At 51.0% G+C, this 26,670-nt stretch carries 24 protein-coding genes and 1 riboswitch; of the genes, 7 read left to right on the top strand and 17 right to left on the bottom strand.

Features of this window, described 5'->3' with window-relative positions; translation table 11 throughout:
• Positions 1-20: 20 nt before the first annotated feature.
• From fliI to fliF, 4 genes are read right to left on the bottom strand one after another with little or no spacing between them, the layout of a single operon-like run.
• Positions 21-1,433 carry a flagellar protein export ATPase FliI gene (fliI, locus tag ACIKP9_RS00740; RefSeq protein WP_400877982.1) on the bottom strand — a complete coding sequence of 471 codons (1,413 nt, stop codon included), beginning with the start codon at positions 1,431-1,433 and terminating at the stop codon, positions 21-23.
• Entirely contained in the window at positions 1,426-2,109 is a 684-nt protein-coding gene (locus ACIKP9_RS00735; protein WP_400877979.1) for a flagellar assembly protein FliH, read from the bottom strand. Before ACIKP9_RS00735 ends, fliI begins: the two co-directional genes overlap by 8 nt.
• The gene (fliG, locus tag ACIKP9_RS00730) at positions 2,102-3,097 is read right to left on the bottom strand and encodes a flagellar motor switch protein FliG (RefSeq protein ID WP_400877976.1); all 996 of its coding nucleotides are present in this window, start codon (positions 3,095-3,097) and stop codon (positions 2,102-2,104) included. Before fliG ends, ACIKP9_RS00735 begins: the two co-directional genes overlap by 8 nt.
• A complete protein-coding gene (gene fliF / locus ACIKP9_RS00725; protein ID WP_400877973.1) occupies positions 3,090-4,850 on the bottom strand; it encodes a flagellar basal-body MS-ring/collar protein FliF in 1,761 nt (586 codons plus the stop codon). Before fliF ends, fliG begins: the two co-directional genes overlap by 8 nt.
• A gap of 245 nt (positions 4,851-5,095) precedes the next feature.
• On the opposite strand from fliF, the gene fliE reads away from it, so the two are divergent.
• Entirely contained in the window at positions 5,096-5,461 is a 366-nt protein-coding gene (fliE, locus tag ACIKP9_RS00720) for a flagellar hook-basal body complex protein FliE (protein WP_400877971.1), read from the top strand.
• A gap of 71 nt (positions 5,462-5,532) precedes the next feature.
• On the opposite strand, the gene ACIKP9_RS00715 is transcribed toward fliE, so the two are convergent.
• The 9 genes from ACIKP9_RS00715 to ACIKP9_RS00675 all read right to left on the bottom strand — a co-directional run bounded on the left by ACIKP9_RS00715 (position 5,533) and on the right by ACIKP9_RS00675 (position 13,570).
• Positions 5,533-5,844, bottom strand: a complete 312-nt coding sequence (locus tag ACIKP9_RS00715; RefSeq protein ID WP_400877968.1) for an EscU/YscU/HrcU family type III secretion system export apparatus switch protein — start codon at positions 5,842-5,844, stop codon at positions 5,533-5,535.
• Positions 5,834-6,862, bottom strand: a complete 1,029-nt coding sequence (gene fliK / locus ACIKP9_RS00710; protein ID WP_400877965.1) for a flagellar hook-length control protein FliK — start codon at positions 6,860-6,862, stop codon at positions 5,834-5,836. The genes ACIKP9_RS00715 and fliK overlap by 11 nt, the downstream gene beginning before the upstream one ends.
• The gene (locus ACIKP9_RS00705; RefSeq protein WP_400877962.1) at positions 6,859-7,200 is read right to left on the bottom strand and encodes a flagellar protein FliT; all 342 of its coding nucleotides are present in this window, start codon (positions 7,198-7,200) and stop codon (positions 6,859-6,861) included. The genes fliK and ACIKP9_RS00705 overlap by 4 nt, the downstream gene beginning before the upstream one ends.
• Positions 7,197-7,655, bottom strand: a complete 459-nt coding sequence (fliS, locus tag ACIKP9_RS00700) for a flagellar export chaperone FliS (protein WP_400877959.1) — start codon at positions 7,653-7,655, stop codon at positions 7,197-7,199. Before fliS ends, ACIKP9_RS00705 begins: the two co-directional genes overlap by 4 nt.
• Before the next feature lie 14 nt (positions 7,656-7,669).
• Positions 7,670-9,673, bottom strand: a complete 2,004-nt coding sequence (fliD, locus tag ACIKP9_RS00695; RefSeq protein ID WP_400877956.1) for a flagellar filament capping protein FliD — start codon at positions 9,671-9,673, stop codon at positions 7,670-7,672.
• A 39-nt stretch (positions 9,674-9,712) separates the two neighbouring features.
• A complete protein-coding gene (locus ACIKP9_RS00690; protein ID WP_230346734.1) occupies positions 9,713-10,057 on the bottom strand; it encodes a flagellar protein FlaG in 345 nt (114 codons plus the stop codon).
• An 82-nt stretch (positions 10,058-10,139) separates the two neighbouring features.
• Positions 10,140-10,997: a flagellin domain-containing protein gene (locus ACIKP9_RS00685; protein WP_400877951.1), complete on the bottom strand. Its 858-nt coding sequence runs from the start codon at positions 10,995-10,997 to the stop codon at positions 10,140-10,142.
• A 440-nt stretch (positions 10,998-11,437) separates the two neighbouring features.
• On the bottom strand, positions 11,438-12,091 hold the full coding sequence (locus ACIKP9_RS00680; protein ID WP_400877948.1) for a response regulator: 654 nt from the start codon (positions 12,089-12,091) through the stop codon (positions 11,438-11,440).
• Positions 12,092-12,130: 39 nt separating this feature from the next.
• Positions 12,131-13,570, bottom strand: a complete 1,440-nt coding sequence (locus ACIKP9_RS00675) for a sensor histidine kinase (RefSeq protein ID WP_400877945.1) — start codon at positions 13,568-13,570, stop codon at positions 12,131-12,133.
• A gap of 203 nt (positions 13,571-13,773) precedes the next feature.
• Between ACIKP9_RS00675 and ACIKP9_RS00670 the strand changes: the two genes are divergently transcribed.
• From ACIKP9_RS00670 to ACIKP9_RS00650, 5 genes are all read left to right on the top strand, one after another.
• Positions 13,774-15,816, top strand: coding sequence for a TonB-dependent receptor plug domain-containing protein (locus tag ACIKP9_RS00670; RefSeq protein ID WP_400877942.1), 2,043 nt, complete (start codon positions 13,774-13,776; stop codon positions 15,814-15,816).
• Positions 15,817-15,844: 28 nt separating this feature from the next.
• Positions 15,845-17,110 (top strand): ABC transporter substrate-binding protein, encoded by a 1,266-nt coding sequence (locus ACIKP9_RS00665; protein ID WP_400877939.1) that lies wholly within the window; start codon positions 15,845-15,847, stop codon positions 17,108-17,110.
• A gap of 5 nt (positions 17,111-17,115) precedes the next feature.
• Positions 17,116-18,471 (top strand): di-heme oxidoreductase family protein, encoded by a 1,356-nt coding sequence (locus ACIKP9_RS00660; protein ID WP_400877936.1) that lies wholly within the window; start codon positions 17,116-17,118, stop codon positions 18,469-18,471.
• Between the two features lie 75 nt (positions 18,472-18,546).
• Positions 18,547-20,196 (top strand): sulfate permease, encoded by a 1,650-nt coding sequence (gene sulP, locus ACIKP9_RS00655; protein ID WP_400877933.1) that lies wholly within the window; start codon positions 18,547-18,549, stop codon positions 20,194-20,196.
• A 70-nt stretch (positions 20,197-20,266) separates the two neighbouring features.
• A riboswitch (TPP riboswitch) is annotated at positions 20,267-20,365 on the top strand.
• 64 nt (positions 20,366-20,429) lie between these two features.
• Positions 20,430-22,622: a TonB-dependent siderophore receptor gene (locus ACIKP9_RS00650; RefSeq protein WP_400877930.1), complete on the top strand. Its 2,193-nt coding sequence runs from the start codon at positions 20,430-20,432 to the stop codon at positions 22,620-22,622.
• Between the two features lie 16 nt (positions 22,623-22,638).
• Here the strand turns inward: ACIKP9_RS00650 and ACIKP9_RS00645 are convergent, their stop codons facing one another.
• The 4 genes from ACIKP9_RS00645 to exaC form a co-directional block, all read right to left on the bottom strand.
• A complete protein-coding gene (locus ACIKP9_RS00645) occupies positions 22,639-23,205 on the bottom strand; it encodes an AAA family ATPase (protein WP_400877927.1) in 567 nt (188 codons plus the stop codon).
• On the bottom strand, positions 23,178-23,786 hold the full coding sequence (pnuC, locus tag ACIKP9_RS00640) for a nicotinamide riboside transporter PnuC (protein ID WP_400877924.1): 609 nt from the start codon (positions 23,784-23,786) through the stop codon (positions 23,178-23,180). Before pnuC ends, ACIKP9_RS00645 begins: the two co-directional genes overlap by 28 nt.
• A 50-nt stretch (positions 23,787-23,836) precedes the next feature.
• Entirely contained in the window at positions 23,837-24,211 is a 375-nt protein-coding gene (locus ACIKP9_RS00635) for a DUF779 domain-containing protein (protein ID WP_400877921.1), read from the bottom strand.
• Positions 24,212-24,308: 97 nt separating this feature from the next.
• Positions 24,309-25,829, bottom strand: coding sequence for an acetaldehyde dehydrogenase ExaC (exaC, locus tag ACIKP9_RS00630; protein ID WP_230346722.1), 1,521 nt, complete (start codon positions 25,827-25,829; stop codon positions 24,309-24,311).
• 161 nt (positions 25,830-25,990) lie between these two features.
• Here exaC and ACIKP9_RS00625 point away from each other — a divergent pair, with 161 nt between their 5' ends.
• Positions 25,991-26,653 (top strand): 4'-phosphopantetheinyl transferase family protein, encoded by a 663-nt coding sequence (locus tag ACIKP9_RS00625; RefSeq protein WP_400877917.1) that lies wholly within the window; start codon positions 25,991-25,993, stop codon positions 26,651-26,653.
• Positions 26,654-26,670 lie beyond the last annotated feature (17 nt).

Below are 26,670 nucleotides of genomic sequence, written 5' to 3'. Positions count from 1 at the left end.
TCTCCCCTCTGGCTTGCTCATTAACTAACGCCTCCCACTAACATCGCCAGATCATTGACGCTGGCCGTCCAGTGTGCAGATTCCTTGATATCCTGTTGCAAGAAAGCCTCAATCGCCTCATGTCGCATGATGGCTTCATCCAGCACCGGGTCACTCCCGCTTTCGTAGGCACCCACGTTGATCAAATCCTGATTGCGGGTATAGCGGGAATTCAACTGCTTGAGCTTACGTGCGTTTTTCTGGTGCTCAGGCGAAGTAATGTTATGCATGGCCCGACTGATCGATTGCTCTATATCAATCGCTGGATAATGCCCACTCTCGGCCAAGCTGCGGCTCAATACAATGTGCCCATCGAGAATCGCCCGCGCAGAATCAGCAATCGGGTCTTGCTGGTCATCACCTTCGGTTAGCACGGTATAAAACGCGGTTATCGACCCTTCACCCGGCTTACCATTGCCAGCGCGCTCCACCAAGGCGGGAAGCTTAGCAAACACTGAAGGCGGATAGCCCTTGGTAGCGGGTGGCTCGCCGATCGCCAAGGCGATTTCGCGCTGCGCCATGGCATAGCGAGTCAAGGAATCCATGATCAACAACACATCCTTGCCCTCATTGCGGAAATACTCGGCAATTGCCGTTGCATAGCTCGCACCCTGCAACCTCATCAACGCCGGGACATCAGCAGGTGCAGCAACAACAACAGAGCGGGCAAGCCCTTCAGGCCCGAGAATCTGCTCAATAAATTCTTTTACTTCACGGCCACGCTCGCCGATCAAGCCGACAACAATCACATCTGCCGTGGTATAGCGCGCCATCATTCCCAACAGCACGCTCTTACCCACGCCAGAACCAGCAAATAAGCCCATACGTTGACCACGGCCAACAGTCAACATGCTATTGATAGCCCGCACGCCAACATCCAGGACATCCTCGATAGGTGCACGCGACAAGGGGTTGAGCGGGCGTGTATTGAGTGGCACGCTATTTTCACTATTGAGTGGCCCCAGCTCATCCAACGGACGCCCCGCAGCATCAACTACGCGACCCAGCAAAGCTTCACCCACAGGTAAATGCCTTGCACGATCAATGGCGCGACGGCGTGGGTGTTTGGCCTGGTTAGGCTTGGGCAAGGCCTCAGCCACCTCCAGCGCAAACACCTTTGCACCTGGTGTCACACCTTCTACGCCACTTTGTGGCATCAGCAGCATGCGACCGCCATCAAAACCAACCACCTCTGCCTCGACCCGACGCCCTTCTGCCAAGGGAACATAACAAGCACTACCTATCGGCAATTTGATGCCGACGGCCTCCATCACCAACCCTGTCAATTTGGTGATACGCCCAGAAACTTCTAACGACTCGACGATCTCCAGTATCTCGCTGCAATCATTGAGATACTCTTTCCAGCCTTGTTGATGCAGGAGCGCGCTACTCATGGTGCTCTATCCAGTCACTATGCTGGGCCAAGGCATCGCAAATACGCTTCCAACGCGTACCATTGCTGGCATCAATCTGGTTATCCCCAGTCTCCACCATGCAACCACCGCGCTCCAGGCTGACATCTTCCTGAATCTGCCAGTTGCTGTCCGCCATATCCTCTTGCAGGTATTTCTTCACCACGGCCACATCGTCAGGATGCACAATTAAGCGAGCAGGCTTCTGTACTACAGGCAAGTAATGAATAGATTCCTGCACGATAGGCAGAATAACAGCGGGGTCTACCTTTAATCTATCCTTGACCATGGCTTTGGCAATATCTAGTGCCAAGGCGAGCAACTGTTCTGAAATAGCTTCATTGGCAGTCTTGAGTGCATCTTCCATGCTGGACAACACAGCATTGAGCCGCTCCCGGTCTTGCTGCACTTGAGCAGCAGCATCCGCAATGCCAGTGCCAAAGCCCTGCTGCAGCCCAATTTTGTAGCCCTCACGCCTAGCCTGCTCCAGCTCTGCTTCCAAGCGGGCTTGTTTTTTCTCCTCGCTCTCCTGTTCCACTTGTGGCGCAGGGCGCACACTAGCAGATGGCGATTGCCGCGATGACTCTTCAGCAAAAGAAGCCATTTCCCAGCGCTGATACGCGGTTTGCTTCTCTTTAGGAATCATCACATCAGACATAAGCATCCTCACCCTTGCCGCCTAGTACGATCTGGCCTTCGTCGGCCAATCTGCGAACAATTTGTAGTATTTGTTTTTGCTGGGTTTCCACTTCTGACAACCTGACTGGCCCCTTGCTTTCCAGGTCTTCCTTCATCATTTCAGCCGCACGACTGGACATATTGCGGAATATCTTGTCGCGCAATTCGTCTGTGGTTCCCTTGAGGGCCACAATCAATGTTTCAGACTGCACTTCACGCAGCATGATCTGGATACCCTTGTCATCAATTTCCATAATATTATCGAAGACAAACATTTCATCCATGATGCGCTGAGCCATATCACTGTCATAACTCTTGAAGCCATCCATCAGATTAGCCTCATTGTCGCCACTCATGTAATTCATGATTTCAGCGGCCGCTTTTACACCGCCGATCTGTTGTTTCTTGATACTTTCATTGCCGCTGAGCAGCTTGGTCAGCACATCATTCAGCTCACGTAATGCCGTAGGCTTGATACCATCCAAGGTGGCAATCCGCAGCATGGCATCCTGACGCAGACGTTCAGTGAAATAACCCAGGATTTCCGCTGCCTGATCCGGCTCCAAATGCACCAAGATAGTCGCGATAATTTGCGGATGCTCATTCTTGATAAACTCAGCTACTGTCTGCGCATCCATCCACTTCAAGCTCTCAATACCACTGGAATCGCGCGTTTGCAGGATACGGTTCAGCAGGCCTGATGCTTTGTCATCCCCCAACGCCTTGGTCAGTACCGAACGGATATATTCGTCAGAATCAAGGCCTATCGCTGTATTCTTATCAGCCTCCTCCAAGAACGAAACCAAGACCGATTCAACCTGCTCATGCCCGATGGATTTCATCGATGCCATGGCGGTACCGAGTTTTTGCACCTCACGCGGGCCCAGATACTTCATAACCTCGGCAGCCTCGTCCTCGCCCAAGGCAAGCATCAACACTGCACTTTTGACTACGCCGTTATCACTCATTGCCATTCACCCAGTTTGTCACAATGCTGGCCACGACCTTGGGATTTTCCTTTGCAAGCTGGCGTGCAGCTTCTAGATTCTTTTTATAGCTACGCTCTGCGGGGCTTCTAGCCTCGTCCGCCTCAGTGCTAGCCCCAGCGATACCACCCTCGCCAGCAGATAAGCTGACAATGGCATCCTGATCTTCTTCATCCAGTTTGGCAAGTTCGCCCTTCTTTTCATCTTCAGGCGAAAGCTTACGCAATAAAGGACGCAAGAAGCGACGATACAGCATGAATAGCACCAGCAAGACCAAGCCGTTCTTCAACCACTCCTTGGCCATATCAATGTTTTCCGGGTCTTTCCACAATGGCACTTCCGGGAACACCTCAGTCAATTCGGGCATGAAGGAGCTATTCACCACACTCAATGAATCGCCACGCTCCTGGTTAAAGCCCATGGCTTGCTTGGCAAGGTCACTAATCTGGTTTTTCTCGTCATCAGTCAATGGCCGTGTCGTCACCTTACCCTGGGCATCCACTACCTGCTTATGGTTGACCACCACAGCCACCGTCAAGCGCTTGACCCCTCCCATGGGCTGCTGCTGGTAACGCACGGTCTTATCCACCTCATAATTGGTCGTGGTATTCCGCTCCGAATTCATGATGGGCGTGGTGACGGTAGTGCCTGGAGGTGTTGTCGTGGTAGTAGTCACTACATTGGCATTGGTCGTGGTCGTCGGGCCCGCACCTGGTGCAACAATAGGTGCGGTCGCTGGCGCGGGAGGCTGATTAGTCAATGCGCCCGGCACACCACCCACGCCTTGCCCTGGCAGGGTTTGCGATTCGTTGCTCTGACTACTGCGGATGGCAGCACTCTCGGGTGCCGGATTGGGTTTGTAGATTTCAGCCGCTTGCTCCACCACGGAGAAATCCACCTCCGCACTCGCTTCAGCATGCACGTTCTTGGCACCTACCAGTGGTGCAATAATAGATTCAACACGGCGCACGATGTTTTGCTGCAACTCGTCTACATATTTCAGCTGCGTAGGATCAAGCTGATTATTGGCACCGGTATCCCTGCCGTTGCCAGAAAGTAGGTTGCCATTCTGGTCAACCACGGTGACATTCGATGTTGGCAAATCAGGAACACTACTCGCGACCAAGTGTACGATTGCACTCACCTGACGCTGATCAAGCGTGCGACCAGGGTGCAGATTCAGCATCACGGATGCCGTTGGTTTGAGTTGATCACGTGTAAATACAGTTGGCTTAGGCATCGCCAAATGAATACGTGCTGCCTGCACAGTCCCGATAGACTGAATGGTTCGCTCAAGCTCACCTTCCAGGCCGCGCTGGAAATTCACTTGCTCGACAAACTGCGAAACACCAAATTTCTGGTTTTCCAGTAATTCAAAGCCAATATTGCCACCCTTGGGCAAACCTTGTGCAGCAAGTTTGAGTCGGATGTCATGCACATTATTGGCAGGTACCAATATAGCGCTGCCTCCATCAGCAATCTTGTAGGGCACATTCATCTGCTCCAGCGCCGCAACAATTGCACCACCGTCCTTATCGGAATAGCTAGAGAACAATACGCGGTATTCAGGTTTCTGACTCCAAAGCCAGAACACCACCATCAAGGCAATCACGGCAGCCGCACCCAGGGCCAGCAGCAACTTGTTCTCCAAGAGTGACTTGAAGTTGAACGCGCCTCGTGCTGGTGCTTCGGTGGTGGTGTCCGCGGCCAAGGCCGCTTCGTTGGCTGCTGCCATAATACTTCTCCCATGCGATGGCAAAATAACTAGTTGCGCAGCATCCGCGATGCCCAGGTGCCATTCATCCTACGGTCACCGCTTTATCACTGCGATGCCATTATCACGATGCGCTGGCAAATTTAATCAGGAAAATAAGCTGGGTTTTATCGCCTTATTCCCATCAAAGAGGTAGCAAGGCCAATGATAAGCTGCTGCCATGTTGAAATAAGTCCGCAAGGGCATAAGCAATTCAGGAGATTTCCATGAAAACTTCAGCGATAGATTCCGGCAGAATAGAAGCCATGATGGCGCAGCTCAAGGCAGCTGCACAAAAGCCCAATGCCGCAGATGTAGTGCAAGGTGCCACTGGCACCAACATGGCGCAGAAAACACAATCCACCAACCGCGTGGATTTCTCTGAAGTCCTGAAGTCTTCGATTAATCAGGTTAACCAAGCACAGGTAAAAGCAGAAGAGTTGGGAAAAAGCTTTGCCATGGGAGATGACAAGGTGAGCTTATCTGATGTGATGGTTGCGGGGCAAAAAGCCAACATTTCATTACAAGCCACAATACAGGTGCGCAACCGATTGGTATCAGCCTATCAGGACATCATGAATATGCAGGTGTAAACCACACTTTTTGAGACGAATACAACATATCCCAAAACGTTTTACTCCAACCGTTAGACTACCAATAAACGTCAATCAACTTCGGGCCTGAGCAATAGATTGGGAGCGGGAGCATCTTCGCCGTGCTCCAAGCGATAAAGCCAAGCCAATATCTCCGCAATCGCCTGATACAGTGCAGGTGGAATGTGGTCATCCAGATCTACCTGCATCAGTAGCGCAAGCAGCTCCCTGGACTCATGAACGAAGACCTCATGCTCCTTAGCCTTGGCAATGATCTGCTCCGCAATAATGCCCTTACCCTTGGCCACCACGCGCGGAGCAAAGTCACCGGATTCATAGGCGAGCGCCACCGCCTGCTGTTGCAAGACTGGATCATTCATCATGCACCACCGTCAATGCATCCAGCGCCTGTCCATGGCTTGTCAATGCATTAGCCAGGGCCGGCAGCCCAGATTGCAAGCGCTTCATGGAAACCTGATCGGCAGCGGCGATACGAACGCGTAGATGCCCGGCATGCAGGACAATATTCGCACTCACACTGCCCAAGCTAGGTAGCTCCAGCTTCACATTACTGGATATTGGCCTATCGTCAGCGGCATCATCATGCGTGCTATGCTCGTCTGGGTTGACCTCTCCTTCGTGCAACTGTACCTGCCAATCCATCTTCTGCCCGGGCCAGACCTCCCCCTGCCAATGCACACGTTGATTTTCCAGCACAGCAATTTGCTTGTTGATCATGGCCTCAGCCACGGTATTCGGCTGATTCTGTGGCTCCTGCAATAGACTAGCCAAGGACAGTTTGCCCGCCGTAAATTTTTCCAGATGGGATTCATAGAACAAGCCAGAACTGGTGAATGCACGCTGAATGTCCTGTGCAACGATGCGAGGGTTTTGTGGCGCATGCGTCACGACTTGCTGGCTAGTCAAGGTCTTGGAAGTTTCGCCATTGGCGGCCTGCGCCAGTTGTTGGCTCAGGATACGCGCACCGCTACTGAGGGCAGTAGATACGCCATTATCAGCAGTAGGTAAGGGTAAAGGCAGGGCCTGTAATACAGTATTGGCTGGTAGCCTTGAGGGTTCTAACTGCCCGGCTTGCTGACTCAGTAAACGAAACGTGGGAACCGGGCTATCTCCCACAAAACGCAGCAACATTTGCTGGCCTATGGTTGCCTGCTGCCCGAGTTCCATCTTGAAGGTATTGCCCTGCACATTGACCTGAAAGACCCCTGGCTGCAAGCGGCTCATGACCTGGCCAAAATAATTTTGCCCCTTGACCAGTTGGGCAATGCGGAAATTAAGGTCTTGAACGGTATTGGCAATCTCCTCCACCGCCTGCACTGGCGCTACCCGGCTAAGGGGCGCAACAGCATCAGCGGGATCAGGAGATTGCTTGATAATCATCTGCCAGGCCGTATCAACTGCTTATAGGTATCGAACATCTGCCGATTTGCAGTGTTGTTGGTCAGAATATCAGAGAGACGCACCATCCATGGATCAATGATATTGCGAATTTGTCGATCAGCGTCTAGGATGCGTTTGAGATGTGAAAACTTGAGCTTTTGCTCAGGCTCACGTAAGGGTTCAGCACAAGTATCCTCATCCGCTCGCTTGATACGAGCAGCACACTCAGCCTCAAGCGTGGCAAGTTTTTCCCAATCATGTTGCTGGGCAGCTGCCAGCATTTGGTCCGTAATATCGGCTACCGCTGCATATAAAGACAAAGTGTGCTGGGTACTCATGAATATGCCTTTTCCAGACCATGTTGGTTTTGTGGTGAAGTATTTTGAACCGGGTTTGCAGAGGGTGGTTGACTCGCAAGCTCAGACCAAGCCTCATTCAGCTCATTGAGTAATCTTAGCACCTCTTCTACCACGGCAATATCGCTTTGGCTATTGGCAATATACAAACGATTGCCCATATATGCGTACAAGGAATCCAGGCTATTGGCAATCTCCCCACCTGCCTTCTTGTCTAGGCTGGCCCGCAGTCCATTCTCAATAATGGAAATAGCCTTGGTCAAGTCAGCGCTCTTACTTGCATAATCCTGCTCGCGAATATGCTTGATCGCAAGATTGCATGCCGTAATCGCTCCCTCATACAACATCACAACCAATCGGGTAGGACTAGCAGCCACCACCCCAGTTTCGACTCCAACCCTTGCATAGGCATTAACACCTGCATTGAACCCGAACATGAAAAGCTCCTTAATTAACTGTTAGCGCTAATAGCGGCAAGTTGTTGAGTAAGATAAGATTGTGTTGTCTTCATTTGTGTCATCAAGACATCAAGCGCCACAAACTGGGCACGATAACGTGCTTGTACGGCAGTCAGCCGTACCTCCAAAGCATCCTCTTGCTTGGTTACACGCTTGATAGATTCCTGCAAGCCCTCTGTTCGATTTGCCAGCAGGCCAGCATCACTAGTGAACCCTTTGACCAACTCATTCAGTTGTGCAGCATAGCCCACACTTAACCCAATGCTGCCACGGCTACCTGTTGCCGTACCGCGTACAGAAACAACCAGCCCCTCGGCTGGATTACCGACAGCGGTACTGGTCAGCACCTGGCCTTTGCCTGTGGCCTCTGCCCCATTGATTGTACCTGCTACATCAAGCCCCTCAACCGCGACCGGGTCACTGCCAAACAAACCACTTGCTGCTGTTCCCCCAGTGATCTCAAGTGTTGATCCAGTACCATATTCTGGGGAGGTAATTTTCAGCATTCCGCCTTCGACAGAAACCTCAGCAGATGACTTCGCATCCTTCAACTGGGTCTGCAACTGTTGCGCCAACTCCTCTACAGAGGCATAGTTTCCAGCAGCCAGTGTCAGGTTGTAAGAGATACTATTGATTTTGATGGATAACGTATCATTCACCCCTGCCTCAATATTCAAGTCAGGCGATGCGTTACCGGTCAGCGTCCCCTTGGTTGCGGCTTGCGTGATATTGATCGCATAGTTACCAGATTGTGTTTTGCTTCCCTGCGTGACAAAGCGCGTCTCAACATCTGAAGGCACACCGACTGCAGCAAATAGTTTGGCAACATCATCCAGGTTAGTATTAATCGCTTTTTCCAGCTTGCTTGAGTCAAGCGCAAGCGAACCATCTCGTTGTATCCCCACACCAATTTGGCTCAATGTACTAAATGCATCAGTACCACCCACTGATTTTGTGAGCGACATCTTGATTTGCGAAGAAATTGACCTTGCTGTGGCGTCGCCGAGCAATGCGCCATTTTTCCTGTCCGCAGCCGTCGTAGTACTATCATCAAACTTGGTCAGATTACGCAGTGTGGTATTGACGGCATTGAAGGCAGTTACAAAGGCATTGACGGAATCCTTGATGGCCTTTACATCCTTGGTGACATTCAGCGAAACAGCAGTATCCGGGCTAGCTTTGAACAAGCTCAGCGTAATACCGTTCAATACGCCAGTCACGACATTGCTTGCGCTTTCCACGTCAATACCATCAATATTGAGCTTGGCATTACGTGCCTCTTGCAACTCAACCAGGTTCTTTCCGGAACCAGCGCTCGCAGTTGGATCATAAGCAAGGCGGGATAATCCATCAGCATCAGCATTATTACCATCGGCGTCAGCAACAGTGATCTTGATGCTGTTGATCTCTCCAGACTCTTTTGAGGTCAACACTAGGCGTCCACCACTCTGACCATCATTGACAATAGTCGCCGTTACACCTGCATCACCCGCATTGATAGCATCACGGATGCCCGCAAGGCTATTGTTAGTGGCAGAGATTGTCACACTTTTCGCGGTTTTATCAGGGTTGGCAGTGAAGGTATTATTAGCTTCATCATAGGTACCCAGCGTAATCGTCAATGTGCCGGTGCCGACTGTGCTACTGGTACTAGCAAAGCTTGATGTAGCCAGCTTCTGGGATTGTGCGAGTTGACCTACCTTGATGGAATAATTGCTCACCGTCGCAGAACCACTGGAGGTTGCGGTAAAAACCGAGCTATCCCCTGACGTGGCAGACTGCACATTGAACTTACTGCTGGTAGAAAGATTGGCTAACGCTGTCTGAAAACTGGATAGCGAGCTCTGCAAGGTCGCATAGGCCGAGATCTTGGACTGGTAGGACGTTTTCTGCTGACTGAGCAGCGTCAACGGTTTTTGCTCAACCGTCATTAAGCTGCTGACTATCGAATCGATATCGAAATTGGTACTGGCAGAAATCCCGCTAGTGCTTGCCATAACGATGCCTCTCTTCCCTGAAAACCTAAAAAATCAAACTCAGGCTGTCTGCCTGATAATCAACCCCTGCAGCTTGCCCAGGGTTTTTGAAATCGCCAATACCTCCTCGTTAGGAATCTGGCGTAATACTTTCTGTGTTTCAGAATCAACCACTTTCACAACCACTCGACCCGAATCCGCATCTGTGGAAAACTGGATCGACTGCATCATGGGAGCGATAAATTCATTAATTTGCTTTACGGCTGATTGAACCTCATCATTAGTTGCCACAGGTGCAGGTTGCTGCTCACCACCTTTTTCTCCGGCACCAGGCAAAGACACGACTGATGCCGTAGGAGCCAGACTATTCGTCTGACTATATGCCTCTATGTTCGTGATTGCCATGTTGAATTCCTTAAGCAAAACCCGCAGCCTCTTTTTTCAAGAAGACTGCGGGATTTTCATACTAATAACCTGCCACTTGTCCTTAACCTCGGAGCAAGGTCAGCACATTGTTAGGCACGGAGTTGGCTTGTGCCAGCATTGCAGTACCCGCTTGTTGCAGAATCTGCGCCTTGGTCAAGTTCGCTGTTTCAGCGGCAAAGTCAGCATCTAGGATCCGAGACTTAGCTGCAGATTGATTCTCAACCGACACTTGCAAGCTGCTGATCACAGACTCGAAGCGGTTCTGCACTGCACCCAAAGTCGCACGGCTCGTGTTAACTTGATCCAAAGCAGTGTCAATTGCAGTAATCGCTGCCGTGGCACTATCTGCGGATGCACCGCTAATTGCCACTGTACCTGTAACAGCAGCAGCAGCAACACCCGATGCAGCACCTCCAGCAGTCAAGTTCACGGCAGTAACAGTAATCGTATCTTGACCTCCCGTAGTGCCTGCACCAACTTGGAATGTCAAACCATTGCTGCTAGTAAACAATGCCTTACCGTTAAATTTTGTACTATTAGTGATACGAGTGATTTCTTCTTGCAACTGCTTGAATTCAGCATTCAGGTTATCGCGGTCGCCCGTTTCATTGGTGGCATTGGCAGACTGTACTGCCAGTTCACGCATACGTTGCAGTGAATCAGTAATCTTGCCCAGCGCCCCTTCAGCAGTTTGTGCCAGTGAGATAGCATCGTTGGCATTACGGATTGCTACGGTTTGACCACGCACTTGCGCATCCATACGAGTCGCAATGGACAGGCCAGCAGCATCGTCCTTGGCGCTGTTAACACGCAGACCAGAGGATAGACGTTGCAAGGATGTATTCAAGCTGGATTGCGAAGTAGTCAGGTTACGTTGCGCATTCAGCGAAGCCAGGTTGGTGTTAATAACTGCAGCCATGTTGGTTCTCCTTCGATTTAGTTAATTTCCATCAAACACTTTGTTGCGTTTGGTATCGCTTTACAGCCTTGAATCACATCACTGTTAAGACTGTTATCGGTCGCTTCAGGAGAAAATTTAGGAGCTTTACTTCACTTGTTTTTCTCTCGAGCAGCATCTGATTGCAATGCCATGCCCCTGATGTCGGTTTGGTTAAAAAAATCTTTAGAGCCCTCTCCTTCACGCAATTAAAAACGCTATTAAATTAATTAAAATTCAATAAGTTAAAAACAAAAATCATTTTTTTTTATTTTTAACCCTAAAGTTTTTAGTAGCTTATTTTTTAATTTTCAGAATGTAAAAAAATATGCCACCACGCCACAATCAGCATCATAGCGTGAGGTTAAAGCAGGCAATCGGGATAAAAAGAGGGGTAAAAAGCGCCAGATCAGCGCTTGAAATTAATCGATCAGGTTGTTCTTGATCGCGTAGTGAGTTAATTCTGCGTTGTGGCGCAGGTTGAGCTTTTCCAACAATCGAGCACGATACATGCTGACTGTCTTGACCGATAGGGAAAGGTTATCCGCAATCTCGCTGACAGAAAGACCTGAGGCAATCATGGTCAAGGTCTGGAATTCACGATTGGAAAGGCAATCATGCATCGGCTTATCCAAGCCGCCATCGACTTGGTCCGCCAATGCCAGGGCTACTTCCGGGCTGATGTACTTCTTGCCCTTGGCCACTGTGCGGATCGCCGTCACCAGCTGATCAGAAGCTCCTTGCTTGCTTAGATACCCAGAAGCTCCGGCACGCAAGGCACGAATCGCATAGGCATCTTCGCGATGCATGGATAGCATTAACACTGCGACCCGCGGATGTTCTTTCCTGATGATATTGCAAGCGTCTATACCACTACGATCCGGCAGGGAAATATCCAGCACCAAGACATCCAACCCCTTAGTGCCAGCCAACTTGATCGCCTCTGCCGCATTTTTAGCGTCTGCCACCACTTCAATATCTTCAGTTTCGGCAAGTATCTGCTTCAAGCCTTCCCGCAGGATGGCGTGATCATCAGCAATAATCACTTTAATTGTAGAAGTAGAAGTCAATGCCATGGTTATTTATGAGGTATCGTTATTGTTCTTATCGTTTTGTTATTTAAGTGCCGTGGCAATATTCACTGGCTGCACTGGTAGCGTCACCGTGACTATTGTACCTCCTTGTTTACCCGCTTGCACCTTGCATTGCCCAGCAAGCGCTACCGCACGCTCCGCCATGCCGCTAATGCCAAAGGCATTACTCTTTAACCTGTCAACAGGCGCAATGCCGATACCATCATCCACCACTTGCATCACAATCTCATCCGCTGATGCCGCCAAAGTCACTTTCACATCACTAGCCTTGGCATATTTAGCAATATTGGACATCGCCTCCTGGCAAATACGGAATAAGGTAATTGCATGATCAGTCGACACCGTCAGTTCAGGCTGATGACAAACAAACTCGCAAGGAATCCCGATTTTCTCGACAAACTGGGCTGCCTGCCATTCAAGTGCGGCGACTATCCCCAACTCCAGTACGTTGGGGCGTAAATCACTGGCAATCCGGTGAGCGGCTTCAAATGTATCATCAACGATTGCCTCCAATTGCTTAGCTTTACTCAGTAAAGTCTCCTGCTCAGGGCCTAGCCGTTTGATGATGGAAGACAAACCGAGACGAATTGCCGTCAGGTTTCCCCCTAAGTCATCATGCACTTCCTGGGCGATACGCAAACGCTCTTTTTCCTTGATCTGCGCCATTTGCGCTGAAAGCCGGGCAAGCTTTTCATGCGATTGGCGAATCGCTTGCTGCTCCCGTCGACTCTGCGTGATATTGGTCATGATGCCCTCCCACACCACCGTGTTATCGGGCATCTTGCGTGGACTGGCACGCAGGTTAATCCATTTCGTATCTTGCCACGCCTGCATCCAGAAGCGGCCCGTCCAATTCAGCACGCTCAAATTATGCGCAGATTCGCTGACATTCTTTTCATAGGCAGCTTTATCCTCCTCATTGATGAGAGAAAGAAAAATATCAGGATTAGCAACTAATACTTCGGCATCCTCTCCCAGTAAAGGCTTACAAGCATCACTCAAATAAACAAAACCCATGACACCATCGCGGCTCATATGCGCTTGATAAACTACACCCGGCGCATTAGAAATCAACGAACTCAGGTTTGCCCCCTCATTCAGCACATGCAGAAGATGACGGCTAAAGGCATGAGTATCACGCATCACCAGTAACACCTGTCCACTGGAGCGTCCGACCATGAGTAAACGGAATTCCCCCAAGTAGCGGTTGAGTGCATGCAACTCATGGCTGATATCAAGCATCGTCTGCTCTCTAGGCACCGCGTCAAGAAACTCCCTGATCTGCGGCTCTCTCAATGCTTGCAGCAAATTATCCACCGGATACTCAGCCACAGGCGCTTCCGCCCCATCAACCAATACCGTCATCAATGTTAAGGACTGGGGGTCAATTGCATAAATATCATCCAGCGAACTCTGCGCTGCAGATTCAAGATACTTGCGGATTTCGGATAATGGCGACACGGCAACACCTGCTGAAAGTATCGGCAAAGCCTACCAGAACAAGTGATTAATTCAAGCCAACCCGAATAGCTGCCCTAGCCTACTGACATATTTGAATCATCTCATGCAGTGACCCATGCATAACTTACGTTATATATTTACAAATATAATGAATTCATATTTAATCCCGCCTTTGTTTCAATTACTTAGCATCGGGGAGATCAATGTTCACTAACCTTAAGCCGCTGAAAGCGGCTGTCATTCTTGCGCTGTCAGCTAGCAGCCAAGCCACGTTGGCAGAAGTGGCACCTTATACATTAGGGGAAATCAATGTCGTCGCCTTCAAAGAAAATGCAACCAGACTAGCAAACGACACTATAACGCAAGAGGATATGCGGCTTTTTAATCGCGAAACTGTAGATTCCGCTCTAAATTTGTTGCCAGGCGTTAATATCACTGGAGCACAACAAAATGGCGTTGGAGCACAACGCAATGAGCAAATGGCGCAAATCCGTGGCTTCAATTTGCGTCAAGTTCCGCTGTATTTGGATGGAATTCCTATTTATATCAGCTACGATGGATATGTAGACTTAGCTCGCTTCACAACATATGACTTATCCAAAATCCAAGTTTCCAAGGGCTTTAGCTCTGTATTATTTGGTGCAAACACCTTAGGCGGCGCCATTAATCTCGTCAGCCGCAAACCCGAAAAAGAATTCGAAGGAAGTGTCACCGCTGGTATCAAAACAGATCGTGACTTCCAACACAATGGTTATACAACGGATGCTAGCTTTGGCGGCAATCAAGGCACGTGGTACTGGCAAGCTAATGCATCTTTTGTAGACATTAATCGTTACCGCCTATCGGGAGACTTCACGCCAACTCGAGCGGAAGATGGGGGTGTTCGTGAAAACTCTTACAATCGTGATGGCAAGATAAATCTGAAATTTGGCATTACGCCCCGCGAAGGTGATGAATATTCCATTAACTATATTAATCAACAAGGGACTAAAGGTTCGCCACCTTATGCGGGAAAGACCTCTCTAGATCCAAATTATTGGCAATGGCCTAAATGGGACAAAGAAAGCCTATATTTTATTTCTAACACAAAACTAGGGGAAACTAGTTACATTAAAGTACGTGTTTTCTATGATGAGTTTAAAAACTCTCTGGAACAATTTACGAATGCTAACTACAGTACTTTTCTAACTAACCGTCCGCCAAGCTTTTATAACGACCATACCTATGGTAGTAGCATGGAGTTTGGTACAAAACTAAGTGAGGCCAACACGCTAAAAATATCTTGGCATCTAAAGCAAGATATCCATAGAGAAAATGTCATTAATGGTCGCAAGCATCGCTATGAAGATCGCACGACTTCGATTGGTATTGAGGATACCCATGCATTCAGTGACAAACTCTCCCTAGTGACCGGTGTCAGTTACGATAAGCGCAAGAATATTGAAGCCTTGAGAATTGAAAGCAATGGACGGCCAAGTGAGTTTGATCCAGGCCAAGCACAAGCATGGAATCCACAGGCAGGTCTATTCTATCGCCCAACAGAAGATAGTGAAATCCATGCCACCGTTGCACGAAAAAGCCGCTTTGCCACAATAAAAGACCGCTTCTCCACTCGTTTTGGCAGTGCAGTACAGAACCCCAATCTTGGCACGGAATCCTCAACCAACTATGAAATTGGTGCTGCGAGTTACATTACACAAGAGCTACGGTTACAAGGTGCATTGTTCTACTACAACACTAAAGACATGATTCAAGAAGTCACGACTGGAGTCAGTGGCTGTGCAGATGGTACAAACTGTGTGCAATTTCAAAACATCAGCAAAGTCATTACTAATGGTATTGAATTAGGAGCAACCTATAAGCCAAATGAAGAAACAGAACTAGGACTTAACTACACCTATCTGGATCGAGATAACAAGAGCGAACAATATAAATTAATTGGAGTTCCTCATAACAAGCTATTCGCTTATGGCAAATGGACCGTCAATAGCGCACTGACCCTAATCGCCAATATTGATGCAGCTGACGGCAATCGCCTTTCACGAAAAAATGGAAACAATCTAAACGCACCATGGTTCGGCACTAGTGGCTATGCTTTAATTAACTTTAAAGGCATGTATCAATTCAATCAAGATTGGTATGGTGAAGCAGGTGTAAATAACCTACTTGATAAAAACTACGCCTACATGGAAGGGTTTTTCCTCCAAGGCCGCAATATGTTTGTTAACGTCACTCGCAAGTTCTAAACCATTCACAATTTAGATAGGAAACACCATGGCCCGCTCTCTTACTATCAAGGCAGCATTGAGCTGGCCAATCCTTATTCTTATTACCTGGTTGATGGTTGCCAGCCAGGCATCAGGGGCTGACACGACCAAGGTCATCGTCATGACCAGCTATCCGCAAGAAGTGGTCTCGCAATTCGAGGCGGCGTTCGAAAAACAATATCCGCAATACAGGCTGGAAGTGCTTTGGCGTCAATCTCGCGATGCCATGGCGTATTTCAAAGATGCATCGCACCCCGTGGATGTGTACTGGACGCCTGCCCAGCGTAATTTTTCTCAACTGGAGAAGATGCAGGCTTTTCAGCCATTGAAGTTAAACCTCGATGGTTTACCAGCATCTATCAACGGTTTCTCATTACGCGAAGGCAACTATATCGCCACGGAAACAGCAGGCTATGGCATTGTCACCAACCCACAGGGTTTAGCGGCAGCAAGGTTGCCGGTACCGCATGACTGGCACGATCTCGCTCATCCGGCATGGTGTGGCAAGGTTGCCCTGCCTGTGCCATCCAAAGTGGGTTACGCCCCGCCACTCATTGATATTTTGCTGCAAGGCTACGGTTGGCAATCTGGCTGGAATCTGCTGCAGGAGATCGCCGCCAATGCAGAGTTGGTCGGCATGGGGTCTACGTTTATCACCGATGATATTGCCACTGGCCGCCTGCTCGCAGGCTTGACCATCGACTTTTTCACGGCATCGGCCATTGCCAATGGTGCACCTCTGCAATTTATTTACCCTGAAGTCACAGGTTATTCTCCGGCGCACATCGCGGTAATGAAGCAGGCAGCCAATCAGGAAGGTGCACAAGCCTTCACCAGCTTTGTGCTTTCAGAACAAGGCCAACGCCTACTGTTCCACCCGGATATTCGCAAGCTGCCTGTCCGGCCTTCTGTCTATGCAGACAAGCCCGCAGGATACTTCAACCCATTTGCAAACAATCCGGCATTCACCTATGACACCAAGCGCGGCCTGACTCGCCAAGAGATCACCAATGCCTTGTTTGATGCCATCATTACGGAAAACCTGGCTAGCCTGCAGCAGGCCATCGCCGCCATCCAGTCTGCAAGTAACACCTTGGGCGAGAATGCACCACAAGTGCTGCAAGCAAAGAAGCTACTGCAATCGCTACCCATGGATGAGGCTACCGCCGAGTCCAAAGCAACCAAGGCATTGAGCACCACTGAAACAGCACAATGGCAGAAGATCATGCATGATCGCTACCAAGCCGCCGCCCGCATTGCATCAGGCTTGTAAACCGTATGTGGTATCGCTTTCTTGTCGCATCACTGATCGCCAGTGCTTTTATTCCCAGCCTGACCAGCAGTCAAGAAACAGCCAGTGTGGTGACCAACAACACCACTCGTGAGGCCTACTCGCAAGCGATACAACCACTCGCCACAGAAGATATGCAGACATTCCAGCAAGGCCGTGGCCTGGTGCGGCAAAGCTGGATTATCTCTCCCGCGCTTGATCGTGAAATCGCAGGGCTAGGGCCGTTATATAACCGCAACGCCTGCATCGCTTGCCATGCCAAAAATGGCCGTGGCTTTGCACCAGATTCACCAGAAGAATCCATGCGCTCCATGCTGGTTCGCCTGAGCATTCCCGGTAAAACCATCACCGGTGCTCCTTTGCCCCTGCCGTGGTATGGCGATCAATTGCAGGAGTTCGGCGCGCCTGGTGTCAATGCAGAAGGCCGTGCGCATCTGCATTATGCAGAAACCGATGTCCTCCTAAATGGGGGTGAAATCGTCAGCGTACGAACACCACGTATTTCATTCAGCAACCTGGCCTACGGTTCTATGCCGGACAACCTGCAAACCTCAGCCCGTATTGCCCCGGCAATTTATGGCATGGGCTTGCTCGCTGCCATCCCGGATAGCACATTGCTAGCATTGGCGGCCCAGCCCAAGCCGGGCAAGATCAAAGGCAAGGTCAATTGGGTGTGGAGTGCAGAACAGCAAAAAACAGTGATTGGCCGTTTCGGCTGGAAAGCCAATGTCGCCACATTGCGTGAGCAAACCGCCAGCGCCTTGGCTGGCGACATGGGGCTAAGCTCGCATCTGTTCCCCCATGGCAATTGCGCCAAAGAGCAAACTGCATGTCAGCAAGCTCCCGTTTCCGGCATTCCTGAAATATCTGCCGCACAACTGGAGCAAATGGAGTTTTACCAACTCGCCCTTGCCGCCCCTGCGCCCCGCCAGCAACAGCAAGCCTCCATACAGCGCGGGGCCTTGCTGTTCCGCCAAGCCCAATGTGCAGTCTGCCACCAGCCAGAGATCAAGACAGGGGCTTTCCCGCGCCTCACAGCCCTTGGTGAACAAGCGATCGCGCCCTATACCGATTTATTACTACACGACATGGGGCCAGCGCTTGCCGACCAGCGCCCGGATTTTGCTGCCAGCGGCAGCGAATGGCGTACGCCGCCGCTATGGGGCATAGGCCTGGCCAAGCAAGTGGAGCCACATGCCGGGTTCCTGCATGATGGCCGAGCGCGAACTATTCTGGAAGCGATCTTGTGGCATGGCGGCGAAGCAGAAGAGTCGCGCAACATGGTGCAACAGATGTCGCGGCAAGAGCGCCAACACCTGCTCGATTTCATTGAATCTCTATAACTACCGCACATCATCTTGCCGCGCTAGGTAAAGAGGCTATGATATGCCTGTCATTTGCCTAGCGGCCCTTACATCATGATCGCGATTCTCGAAGCCAAGCGTGCTGGCTTGCTCTCCCGCCAATATTGGTCCCGCAACATCATGTCGGGGCTGATCGTCGGGGTGGTGGCCTTGCCACTCGCCATGGCTTTTGCCATTGCCTCCGGGGCCAAGCCGGAACAAGGCCTATATACGGCGATTGTCGCAGGCACACTCGCCTCACTCTTTGGCGGCAGCCGCTTGCAGATCACCGGGCCGACGGGGGCCTTCATCGTCATCCTCTCCGGCATCACTGCAAAATACGGCATTGCAGGCTTACAGATCGCCACCCTGATGGCGGGCGTGATGCTACTCATCATGGGCCTAGCGCGCATGGGCAGTGTGATTCGCTATATTCCAGAGCCAGTCATCATCGGCTTCACCAGCGGGATTGCCGTCATTATTTTTGTTGGGCAATGGCAAGACTTCTTCGGGCTTGCGCCACAAGCGGCACACCATTTCCACGAGAAAGTACTACACCTGATCACGGCACTGCCACACCTGGAACTGCACACTACCTTGATGGGCGTCTTCACACTGGCGGTTTTGCTGCTATCCAATCGCTACCTGAAAAAAATCCCTGGCCCATTGGTAGCCATCGTCGCAGCCACTGTGCTTCAGCCCATATTCAGTTTCAAGGAAGTCGCCACCATAGGTAGCGCATTCGGCGGCATTCCGCAGGCCCTGCCACAGTTTGCCCTGCCAACTGGCATCAACGCTGCCACCATGCTGGAGTTGATCGGACCTGCCTTTACCATTGCTCTGCTGGGTGCGATTGAGTCCCTGCTCTCGGCGGTGGTGGCGGACAATATGGCGGGTACACGCCATCAGTCCAACCAGGAGCTGATTGGGCAAGGCATTGCCAACATCGCCTCGCCATTATTCGGTGGATTTGCCGCTACCGGCGCACTGGCACGCACCGCAACGAATATTCGCAATGGCGGCAACAGCCCGCTTTCTGGCATCGTTCATGCGCTCACATTGGTATTGATCGTGATATTGCTGGCACCATTGGCAGTCAATATACCGCTCGCGGCACTGGCGGCCATTTTGTTCGTCGTGGCCTATAACATGAGTGAAGCACATCGTTTCTTGCATATGGTCAAGACCGCACCCCGCGCCGATGTCGTCGTGCTGCTGATCACCTTCCTGCTCACGGTATTCAGCGATTTGGTGATCGCCGTGAATATCGGCGTCATGCTTGCCACGCTATTGTTCATGAAACGCATGGCGGAAACGGTGAGTGTCACGCCATTAAGCGATGCTGACCTCCAGCAGGAATACGGGCAACGCGCATGGTGCCTGCCACCCAGCACATTGGTATACCGATTGGAGGGCCCGTTGTTCTTTGGCGCGGCAGAGCATTTACAGCACCGGCTGCAAACCCTGCGTGATGACACTGACACCATCGTACTCAGGATGTCGCGCGTACCCATCATGGATGCCACGGGCATGCAAGCTTTGTGGAACCTGCTGGATACCTGCAAACAACACCAGATCCACCTGGTGATCGCCGAGGCCAGGCCTAATATCATGGAAAAATTGCGCCGCGCGGGCTTAGTCAGCCAGATTGGTGAGCAGAATGTACTCTCACATCTGCATTCCTTATGGCCCAGCACTGGCACAACGCAAGCAGATCAAGCGTAGCAAAAACCCGCTCAGTATTTGCGTACATTACACAAAGCTGGCGTTTTCTTGACATTTCTTGGTAGTATACGGCCCACGCTAGGGGTCCTGAAGAGCCAATCTTCGGGTGAGAAAAACCCTTGAACCTGACCTGGATAATGCCAGCGTAGGGAAGCGCAAAGCCACTCAAGGTCCATTCCGGAGCTTCTTTGTTCATTCCTGCGCGTGCCTTTCCGTAACGCGAGTGAACAACAATGCCAGCTTTCCCTTTCCGCCACAAACTCAGCGTGCTAGCAGTCGCCTGCACATTTTCGCCTGCTGCCTTGGCACAATCGACAGATACCGAGGATAGCGCATTGCCGGAGTTGGTCGTTTCCTCTGCATCGGCGGATGCTAAGGCACGCCGCGCCAGCATTGGCAGCTTTTCCGACCAATCCTTGCTGGAAACCCCAGCCTCCATCACGGTAGTAACACAGGAACAGATGCAGGATCGCAGCGTACGCTCCGCCACCGATGCAGTGAAATGGGATGCTAGTGTGCAAAACTCCTACAATGCCGTTGGCCTGGCAGATTGGTTTGCGATTCGCGGATTCGTATTGGATCAGGGTGCCAACTATCGCAAGGACGGATTGGTGATTCTGGCGCAAGCCATGGTGCCGATGGAAAACAAGGAGCGCATCGAAATACTCAAAGGCCTGGCAGGCCTGCAATCAGGCATCGCTGCTGCAGGCGGCATGCTCAACTATGTGACCAAGCGCCCCACCGATACGCCGCTGCACACAGCAACCTTTGAGGTGCGCGAGCGCGGTACGGTATATAGCGCGGTAGATATTGGCGGACGCACTGAAAACGGTATCTTCGGTTATCGCATCAATGCCGCGGCGGAAGACATCAAATCCTATATTGATGGCTCAACAGGCCATCGTAACTTCATTTCAGGTGCGTTTGATTTCCACCTTAGTCCCCGTGCGCTCTTGCAGCTTGATCTGGATTATCAGCACAAATCGCAATTGACCGTGCCAGGCTTCCAGCTGCTTGGGCCGGAGCAGCGCATCCCGACAGGCATTCGTGCCAAGCAGATGCTCAATGATCAATCCTGGAGCAGCCCTGTCGTCGATGACAGCCACAATATCGGCGTGAAGTTCAACTACACGCTGAACGACCACTGGCGTACCACCTTGCAGGCCAACCAATCAGTGCTACATCGCGATGATGCCGTGGCTTTACCTTCGGGTTGCTGGAATTTTAATGATTTAGCCAATGCTCCAGCCTATTGTCCAACCAATGCAACGGTTGGATATGGCAGTAGTGGACAGTATGCCCTCTATGACCTGCGTCGTAAAAATGACAAGCGCTCCATCACCACCACCCAGGCACTGCTACAAGGCGATGCCATCACAGGCACGATAAAGCACGATCTCACCGTTGGCCTTTCCGCGCTGCGTCGTCGCGATCACTTTGCCGACTACGCGTTCCAGTATGTTGGCGATAGCAATATCTACAATCCTGTCTATTACGACAATTACTCAACAGCAGCCGTCAATCCCGTTCACTTGCGCCGTAAAGATGAAGAGCGCGCGATTTTTGTACAAGATGTCATGGCACTGAATGATCAGCTCAAGCTGCACGCGGGTGTACGTTATGTAGCACTCAAGCGCGATCAGTTCAATTCATCAGGGGTCACCACACGCAGTACCGATGACAACTTTATCTTGCCAAATGTTGCGCTGGTCTACAGCCTCCAGCCCACGGTGGCACTCTATGGCTCTTATGCAGAAGGTCTGGAGCCTGGGGGTGAGGCACCTACCGGCACCACGAATGCCGAGATCATCATGGACCCCAGCAAGTCCAGACAAATGGAGCTTGGCGTGAAAGCCGAGCCAACCAAGGATATCAACCTGTCGGCAGCTATCTTCCAGATCAAGCGTAATAATGAATATGTGGACGCTACGCCTACCTATGTGGTTGCAGGCAAGCAAATCAACCGAGGCCTGGAACTGGCCGCGCAAAGCCGCATGACCCGTGACTGGATGCTGGGCGGCAGCTTCACCGCCTTGCAGGCCAAAGCAGAAGGCACAGACGATGCACGCATTGAAGGCAAGCAAGTGGGCAATGTGCCGAGATTCAAATCAGCGGTATATAGTGAATACGCATGGCCTGGCTTGCCTGCGCTCAAGCTGAATGCAACCTGGCTCTACTCCAGCAGCAAAAACTTCGCACCCAGCAACGACATTGCTGCGTTAAACAAAAAGGTCGAAGGCTATCATGTGCTGAACCTTGGGGCTCGCTATACAGCCAAGCTTGGCAATACAGCCACTACCTTTAGGGCGGGGGTGGACAATGTGTTCAACAAGTTCTACTGGGGCGATGCATCCAGTGCTTTCGGCGGCTACATGATTCCAGGCGCACCGCGCGTATTCCGCGTGTCGGCGCAAATTGATTTCTGATTCACAGGGTATAAGGTTAACGCATGGCATCGGTGCATAGGTGCAAGGCCAGATAGTCCACCACTTGCATCACGCGCTGTTGGGTACTGCCATCGACGAGCCGATAGGTCACGCCACTGGCCTCCAGCTTGCGGATCAGCCGAGCATGCACCTGCTGGCGCACCTCGTCGGATTCGCGCTGCATGCCATCAGCTACCCATGGCATGGTCGGCGCAGTGACAATGGTCGCAGCATAGTCATATGCCGCTGCCAGCCTCGCAAGCGCCGTGTCAGCCTGCCCAAAATAATGTTCGCTATACACCATCGTCATCAGCGGCGTAGTGTCACAGAACAGTAGGCGGTTGGAATGTCGCTCAGCCTCTTTCTCGCGCTGGCGTTGTGTCGTGGCAATCATAAACTGCTCGTCGGCACGTGGCGTACGTTGGAAAGTCTCGACGAACTCGCGCAGGTATTCTGGCACCCAGGCCGTACGGTAATGCGCTGCCAGTGCCTCGGCAAGGGTAGATTTCCCAGTGGATTCTGCCCCAAGAATAGCAATGCGCGGCACCATATTTTTCATGGCAGAACGACAGTCGATGACCATGACTTTTTCCAGGCCCGCAAGCCCAATACGGCCAGCACAACGAACAGGCCATAGAGCAAGGCTGTCAAATAGAGCTGCTTGTATGCGTAGAGCGCAATGTACAGGCCATCTATCAATATCCACATATGCCAGTTTTCCAGTATTTTGCGCGTAAGCAGGCATTGCGCTACCAAACTTCCGGCTGTCAGGAAAGCGTCGATATGCACGACATCACTATCCGTGAAGTGATGCAAGAACAATGCAACGCTGGCATAAACAACCACCCAACTACCAGCCACCAGCAGCCAACCGTGACGAGACAAGCGTGTCACAGTCACACCTTGATGATCGCGCCCGCCGAACAGCCATTGGTAAGCGCCCCATAGCGACACGGCAATGAAGACGAACTGCAACAGCATATCGCCATAGATGCGGGCATCGTAGAAAACAACGGCATATAACCCGGCAGAAGCGATTGCAAATAGCCATGCCCATGACGACTGCCGGATATTCAGCAGCACCATGGTGATCGCTAACGCGAAAGACGCTATTTCAAGCAACGATGTTTGCAGGAAACCCCACAGCAGCAGAGGATCATTCATGGCATACGGTAATAAAGATGGGCAGGCATATTAACTGATCTGCCTGTCGATCATCCACAGTTCTCAACAGGCTCCAGATCCTGTAATTCTGCATCCGTGAATAAGCGCGAACGGATAAGGAAATGCCTGCCCGTCGCCTGCTCCAGCGAAAACATGCCGCCGTGTCCAGTGATCGCATCCAGCGTCAGGTGAGTGTGTTGCCAATATTCAAACTGGGTCTTGTTCATGTAAAACGGCACCCCATGCACCATGCCCACCTTGACATCAGAACTGCCCAGCAAGAATTCCCCCTCTTGCAAGCACATGGGAGCACTGCCCTCACAACAGCCACCAGATTGATGAAACATCAGCTTGCCATGCCTGGCCTGTAGCTCATCAATCAATGCCGCCGCCGCAGGCGTTGCCACTATCCGACTTGTCGCCATGCCATCTCCTTCCTACCAACAATTTATCAAGCAAGCAGAAACAACAACGCCCGGATTGATTGCTTCAATCCGGGCGTCGATTCAAGCGCCTACTCTACTAGAAGAAACCCAGCGCATTCGGGCTGTAGCTCACTAGCAGGTTCTTGGTCTGCTGGTAATGATCCAGCATCATGCGATGGTTTTCGCGACCAATACCGGACTGCTTGTAACCACCGAATGCAGCATGCGCAGGATAGAGGTGGTAACAATTGGTCCAGACACGACCAGCCTGAATAGCACGCCCAACACGGAATGCACGGCTACCATCACGTGTCCATAAGCCAGCACCCAGGCCATACATGGTGTCATTGGCAATTTCCAAGGCTTCCTTCTCATCCTTGAATGTAGTGACGGAAAGCACAGGGCCAAAGATTTCTTCCTGGAAGATACGCATCTTGTTGTGGCCCTTGAACACAGTAGGCTCAATGTAATAGCCTTCGCTCAGGTCGCCAGCCAGCTTGGTGGACTTGCCACCAGTCAGCAACTCGGCGCCCTCCTCCAGGCCCAGCTTGATATAAGACATGATGATCTCAACCTGCTCGCTCGAAGCCTGTGCACCAATCATGGTGGACTTATCCAATGGGCTCCCCTGCTTGATTGCCTTCACTCGCTTGAGCGCACGCTCAATGAACTGCTCATAGATAGATTCCTGAATCAGCGCACGGCTTGGGCAAGTACAGATTTCACCCTGATTAAGGGCGAACAACGTGAAGCCTTCAAGCGCCTTGTCGAAATAGGCATCATCCTTGTCCATGACATCTTCAAAGAAGATATTGGGAGACTTGCCACCCAGTTCAAGCGTCACGGGGATCAAGTTCTGGCTGGCATACTGCATGATGAGACGGCCTACAGAAGTCGAGCCAGTAAACGCGATCTTGGCGATACGTGGGCTAGTTGCCAGCGCCTTGCCAGCCTCTACACCATGACCATTGACGATGTTAAGTACACCATCAGGCAACAAATGACCAATCAGTTCCATCACGATTAGGATGGAAACCGGTGTCTGCTCGGCAGGCTTCATGACGATACAATTACCCGCAGCCAGTGCAGGTGCAAGCTTCCAGGCAGCCATCAGGATAGGGAAATTCCAGGGGATGATCTGACCGACCACACCTAGCGGCTCATGGAAATGATAGGCCACTGTCTCGTGATCAATCTCGCTAATACCACCCTCCTGCGTACGGATACAGCTAGCAAAATAGCGGAAATGGTCGATAGCCAGTGGAATATCGGCAGCCATGGTTTCACGCAGGGGTTTGCCGTTATCAATGGTTTCGGCAATCGCAATGGTCTCCAGATTAGCTTCCATCACATCGGCGATCTTCAGCAGAATATTGGCGCGCTCAGTACCCGACTTCTTGCCCCAAGCATCCTTGGCCGCATGCGCGGCATCCAGTGCCAAATTAACGTCCTTTTCGTTAGAACGTGCTACCTGGCAAAATACCTTGCCAGTCACCGGGCTGATATTATCGAAATATTGACCGTCTACAGGCGCAACCCACTTGCCGCCAATGTAGTTGTCATACTTATTTTTGTACGGGACCTTAATACCCAGACCCTTCAAACTATCAAGACTCATTACTACACTCCTCCAAGAGTTATTGACGATTGTGCAGAACTGCCACGATTTGATCTCGGGATATACATCCCGTACCTGCTTTTTCGTTAATATACTACCTAGTCTAATTTTTGTCGCTGCTTCTGCCCATATGATTCACCCTTCCGCCTTAGGATCACCCTTTGCTTCACCGACTATCCATTGATTCTATTGGGAATGTAGCCACACAAAGTCAGGCATCATCCAGCATAGACTTAAGGATTGCATTCCAACTACCTTTTCCACAACGCCAGGAACAACGCCGTCATCAATCACAGCAAGTGCGTCAATTGCTGATCTCGCAGCTAGCAGAGACTCTTGATCAGGATTACACGCTGGAATCTCTACCACTCAGTAAAACATCTCTAGGCAAACCCTATCTTACTTCCCAACCATCTCCGGCAATCAGCCTAGCGCACTCCCATGGTTGGGCGGCCAGTAGCCTGAGTCTAGACACTGAAGGGATCAGCTTACTGGGGGTGGATATTGAAGCCATCAGGCATAGGGATTGGGAGGCTTTTGCAGCGGAAGTGTTTCACCCTAAGGAAACAACATGGTTGATGGCAGCACAAGATACGGAGCGTGATCGGCGTGGCCTCACTATCTGGTGCCGCAAAGAGGCAATAGTGAAGGCAATAGGTGTAGGTATTGCAATTACACTATCCGAGATCGCTGTCTCTCCTGCAGGGCAACTCATCCAGTTGCCAATCTCACTGGGCAGTACAGAAAACTGGAACATCGTGAACGACACCATCCATGACAGGGAACAACAAGCAATTTTTGCCGTTGCCTGGAAGAATGGGTAATCCGATGAAAACGGTAT

Source organism: Methylobacillus methanolivorans (assembly GCF_044751345.1).
Taxonomy (GTDB): domain Bacteria; phylum Pseudomonadota; class Gammaproteobacteria; order Burkholderiales; family Methylophilaceae; genus Methylobacillus; species Methylobacillus methanolivorans.
The sequence above is the reverse complement of the archived record's forward strand: the minus strand, read 5'-3'. Positions and strand labels throughout refer to the sequence as shown.

Excerpts from the sequence above, each read along its gene's own strand:
- ACIKP9_RS00660 (WP_400877936.1), top strand. The coding sequence starts at position 17,116 with ATGTGGTATCGCTTTCTTGTCGCATCACTGATCGCCAGTGCTTTTATT.
- exaC (WP_230346722.1), bottom strand. The coding sequence starts at position 25,829 with ATGAGTCTTGATAGTTTGAAGGGTCTGGGTATTAAGGTCCCGTACAAA.
- ACIKP9_RS00670 (WP_400877942.1), top strand. The coding sequence starts at position 13,774 with ATGTTCACTAACCTTAAGCCGCTGAAAGCGGCTGTCATTCTTGCGCTG.
- fliD (WP_400877956.1), bottom strand. The coding sequence starts at position 9,673 with ATGGCAAGCACTAGCGGGATTTCTGCCAGTACCAATTTCGATATCGAT.
- fliI (WP_400877982.1), bottom strand. The coding sequence starts at position 1,433 with ATGAGTAGCGCGCTCCTGCATCAACAAGGCTGGAAAGAGTATCTCAAT.
- pnuC (WP_400877924.1), bottom strand. The coding sequence starts at position 23,786 with ATGAATGATCCTCTGCTGCTGTGGGGTTTCCTGCAAACATCGTTGCTT.
- ACIKP9_RS00680 (WP_400877948.1), bottom strand. The coding sequence starts at position 12,091 with ATGGCATTGACTTCTACTTCTACAATTAAAGTGATTATTGCTGATGAT.
- fliS (WP_400877959.1), bottom strand. The coding sequence starts at position 7,655 with ATGTTCGGGTTCAATGCAGGTGTTAATGCCTATGCAAGGGTTGGAGTC.
- ACIKP9_RS00705 (WP_400877962.1), bottom strand. The coding sequence starts at position 7,200 with ATGAGTACCCAGCACACTTTGTCTTTATATGCAGCGGTAGCCGATATT.
- fliE (WP_400877971.1), top strand. The coding sequence starts at position 5,096 with ATGAAAACTTCAGCGATAGATTCCGGCAGAATAGAAGCCATGATGGCG.
- fliK (WP_400877965.1), bottom strand. The coding sequence starts at position 6,862 with ATGATTATCAAGCAATCTCCTGATCCCGCTGATGCTGTTGCGCCCCTT.
- ACIKP9_RS00735 (WP_400877979.1), bottom strand. The coding sequence starts at position 2,109 with ATGTCTGATGTGATGATTCCTAAAGAGAAGCAAACCGCGTATCAGCGC.
- ACIKP9_RS00635 (WP_400877921.1), bottom strand. The coding sequence starts at position 24,211 with ATGGCGACAAGTCGGATAGTGGCAACGCCTGCGGCGGCGGCATTGATT.
- ACIKP9_RS00665 (WP_400877939.1), top strand. The coding sequence starts at position 15,845 with ATGGCCCGCTCTCTTACTATCAAGGCAGCATTGAGCTGGCCAATCCTT.
- ACIKP9_RS00715 (WP_400877968.1), bottom strand. The coding sequence starts at position 5,844 with ATGATGAATGATCCAGTCTTGCAACAGCAGGCGGTGGCGCTCGCCTAT.
- ACIKP9_RS00685 (WP_400877951.1), bottom strand. The coding sequence starts at position 10,997 with ATGGCTGCAGTTATTAACACCAACCTGGCTTCGCTGAATGCGCAACGT.
- ACIKP9_RS00690 (WP_230346734.1), bottom strand. The coding sequence starts at position 10,057 with ATGGCAATCACGAACATAGAGGCATATAGTCAGACGAATAGTCTGGCT.
- fliG (WP_400877976.1), bottom strand. The coding sequence starts at position 3,097 with ATGAGTGATAACGGCGTAGTCAAAAGTGCAGTGTTGATGCTTGCCTTG.
- sulP (WP_400877933.1), top strand. The coding sequence starts at position 18,547 with ATGATCGCGATTCTCGAAGCCAAGCGTGCTGGCTTGCTCTCCCGCCAA.
- fliF (WP_400877973.1), bottom strand. The coding sequence starts at position 4,850 with ATGGCAGCAGCCAACGAAGCGGCCTTGGCCGCGGACACCACCACCGAA.
- ACIKP9_RS00645 (WP_400877927.1), bottom strand. The coding sequence starts at position 23,205 with ATGGTCATCGACTGTCGTTCTGCCATGAAAAATATGGTGCCGCGCATT.
- ACIKP9_RS00650 (WP_400877930.1), top strand. The coding sequence starts at position 20,430 with ATGCCAGCTTTCCCTTTCCGCCACAAACTCAGCGTGCTAGCAGTCGCC.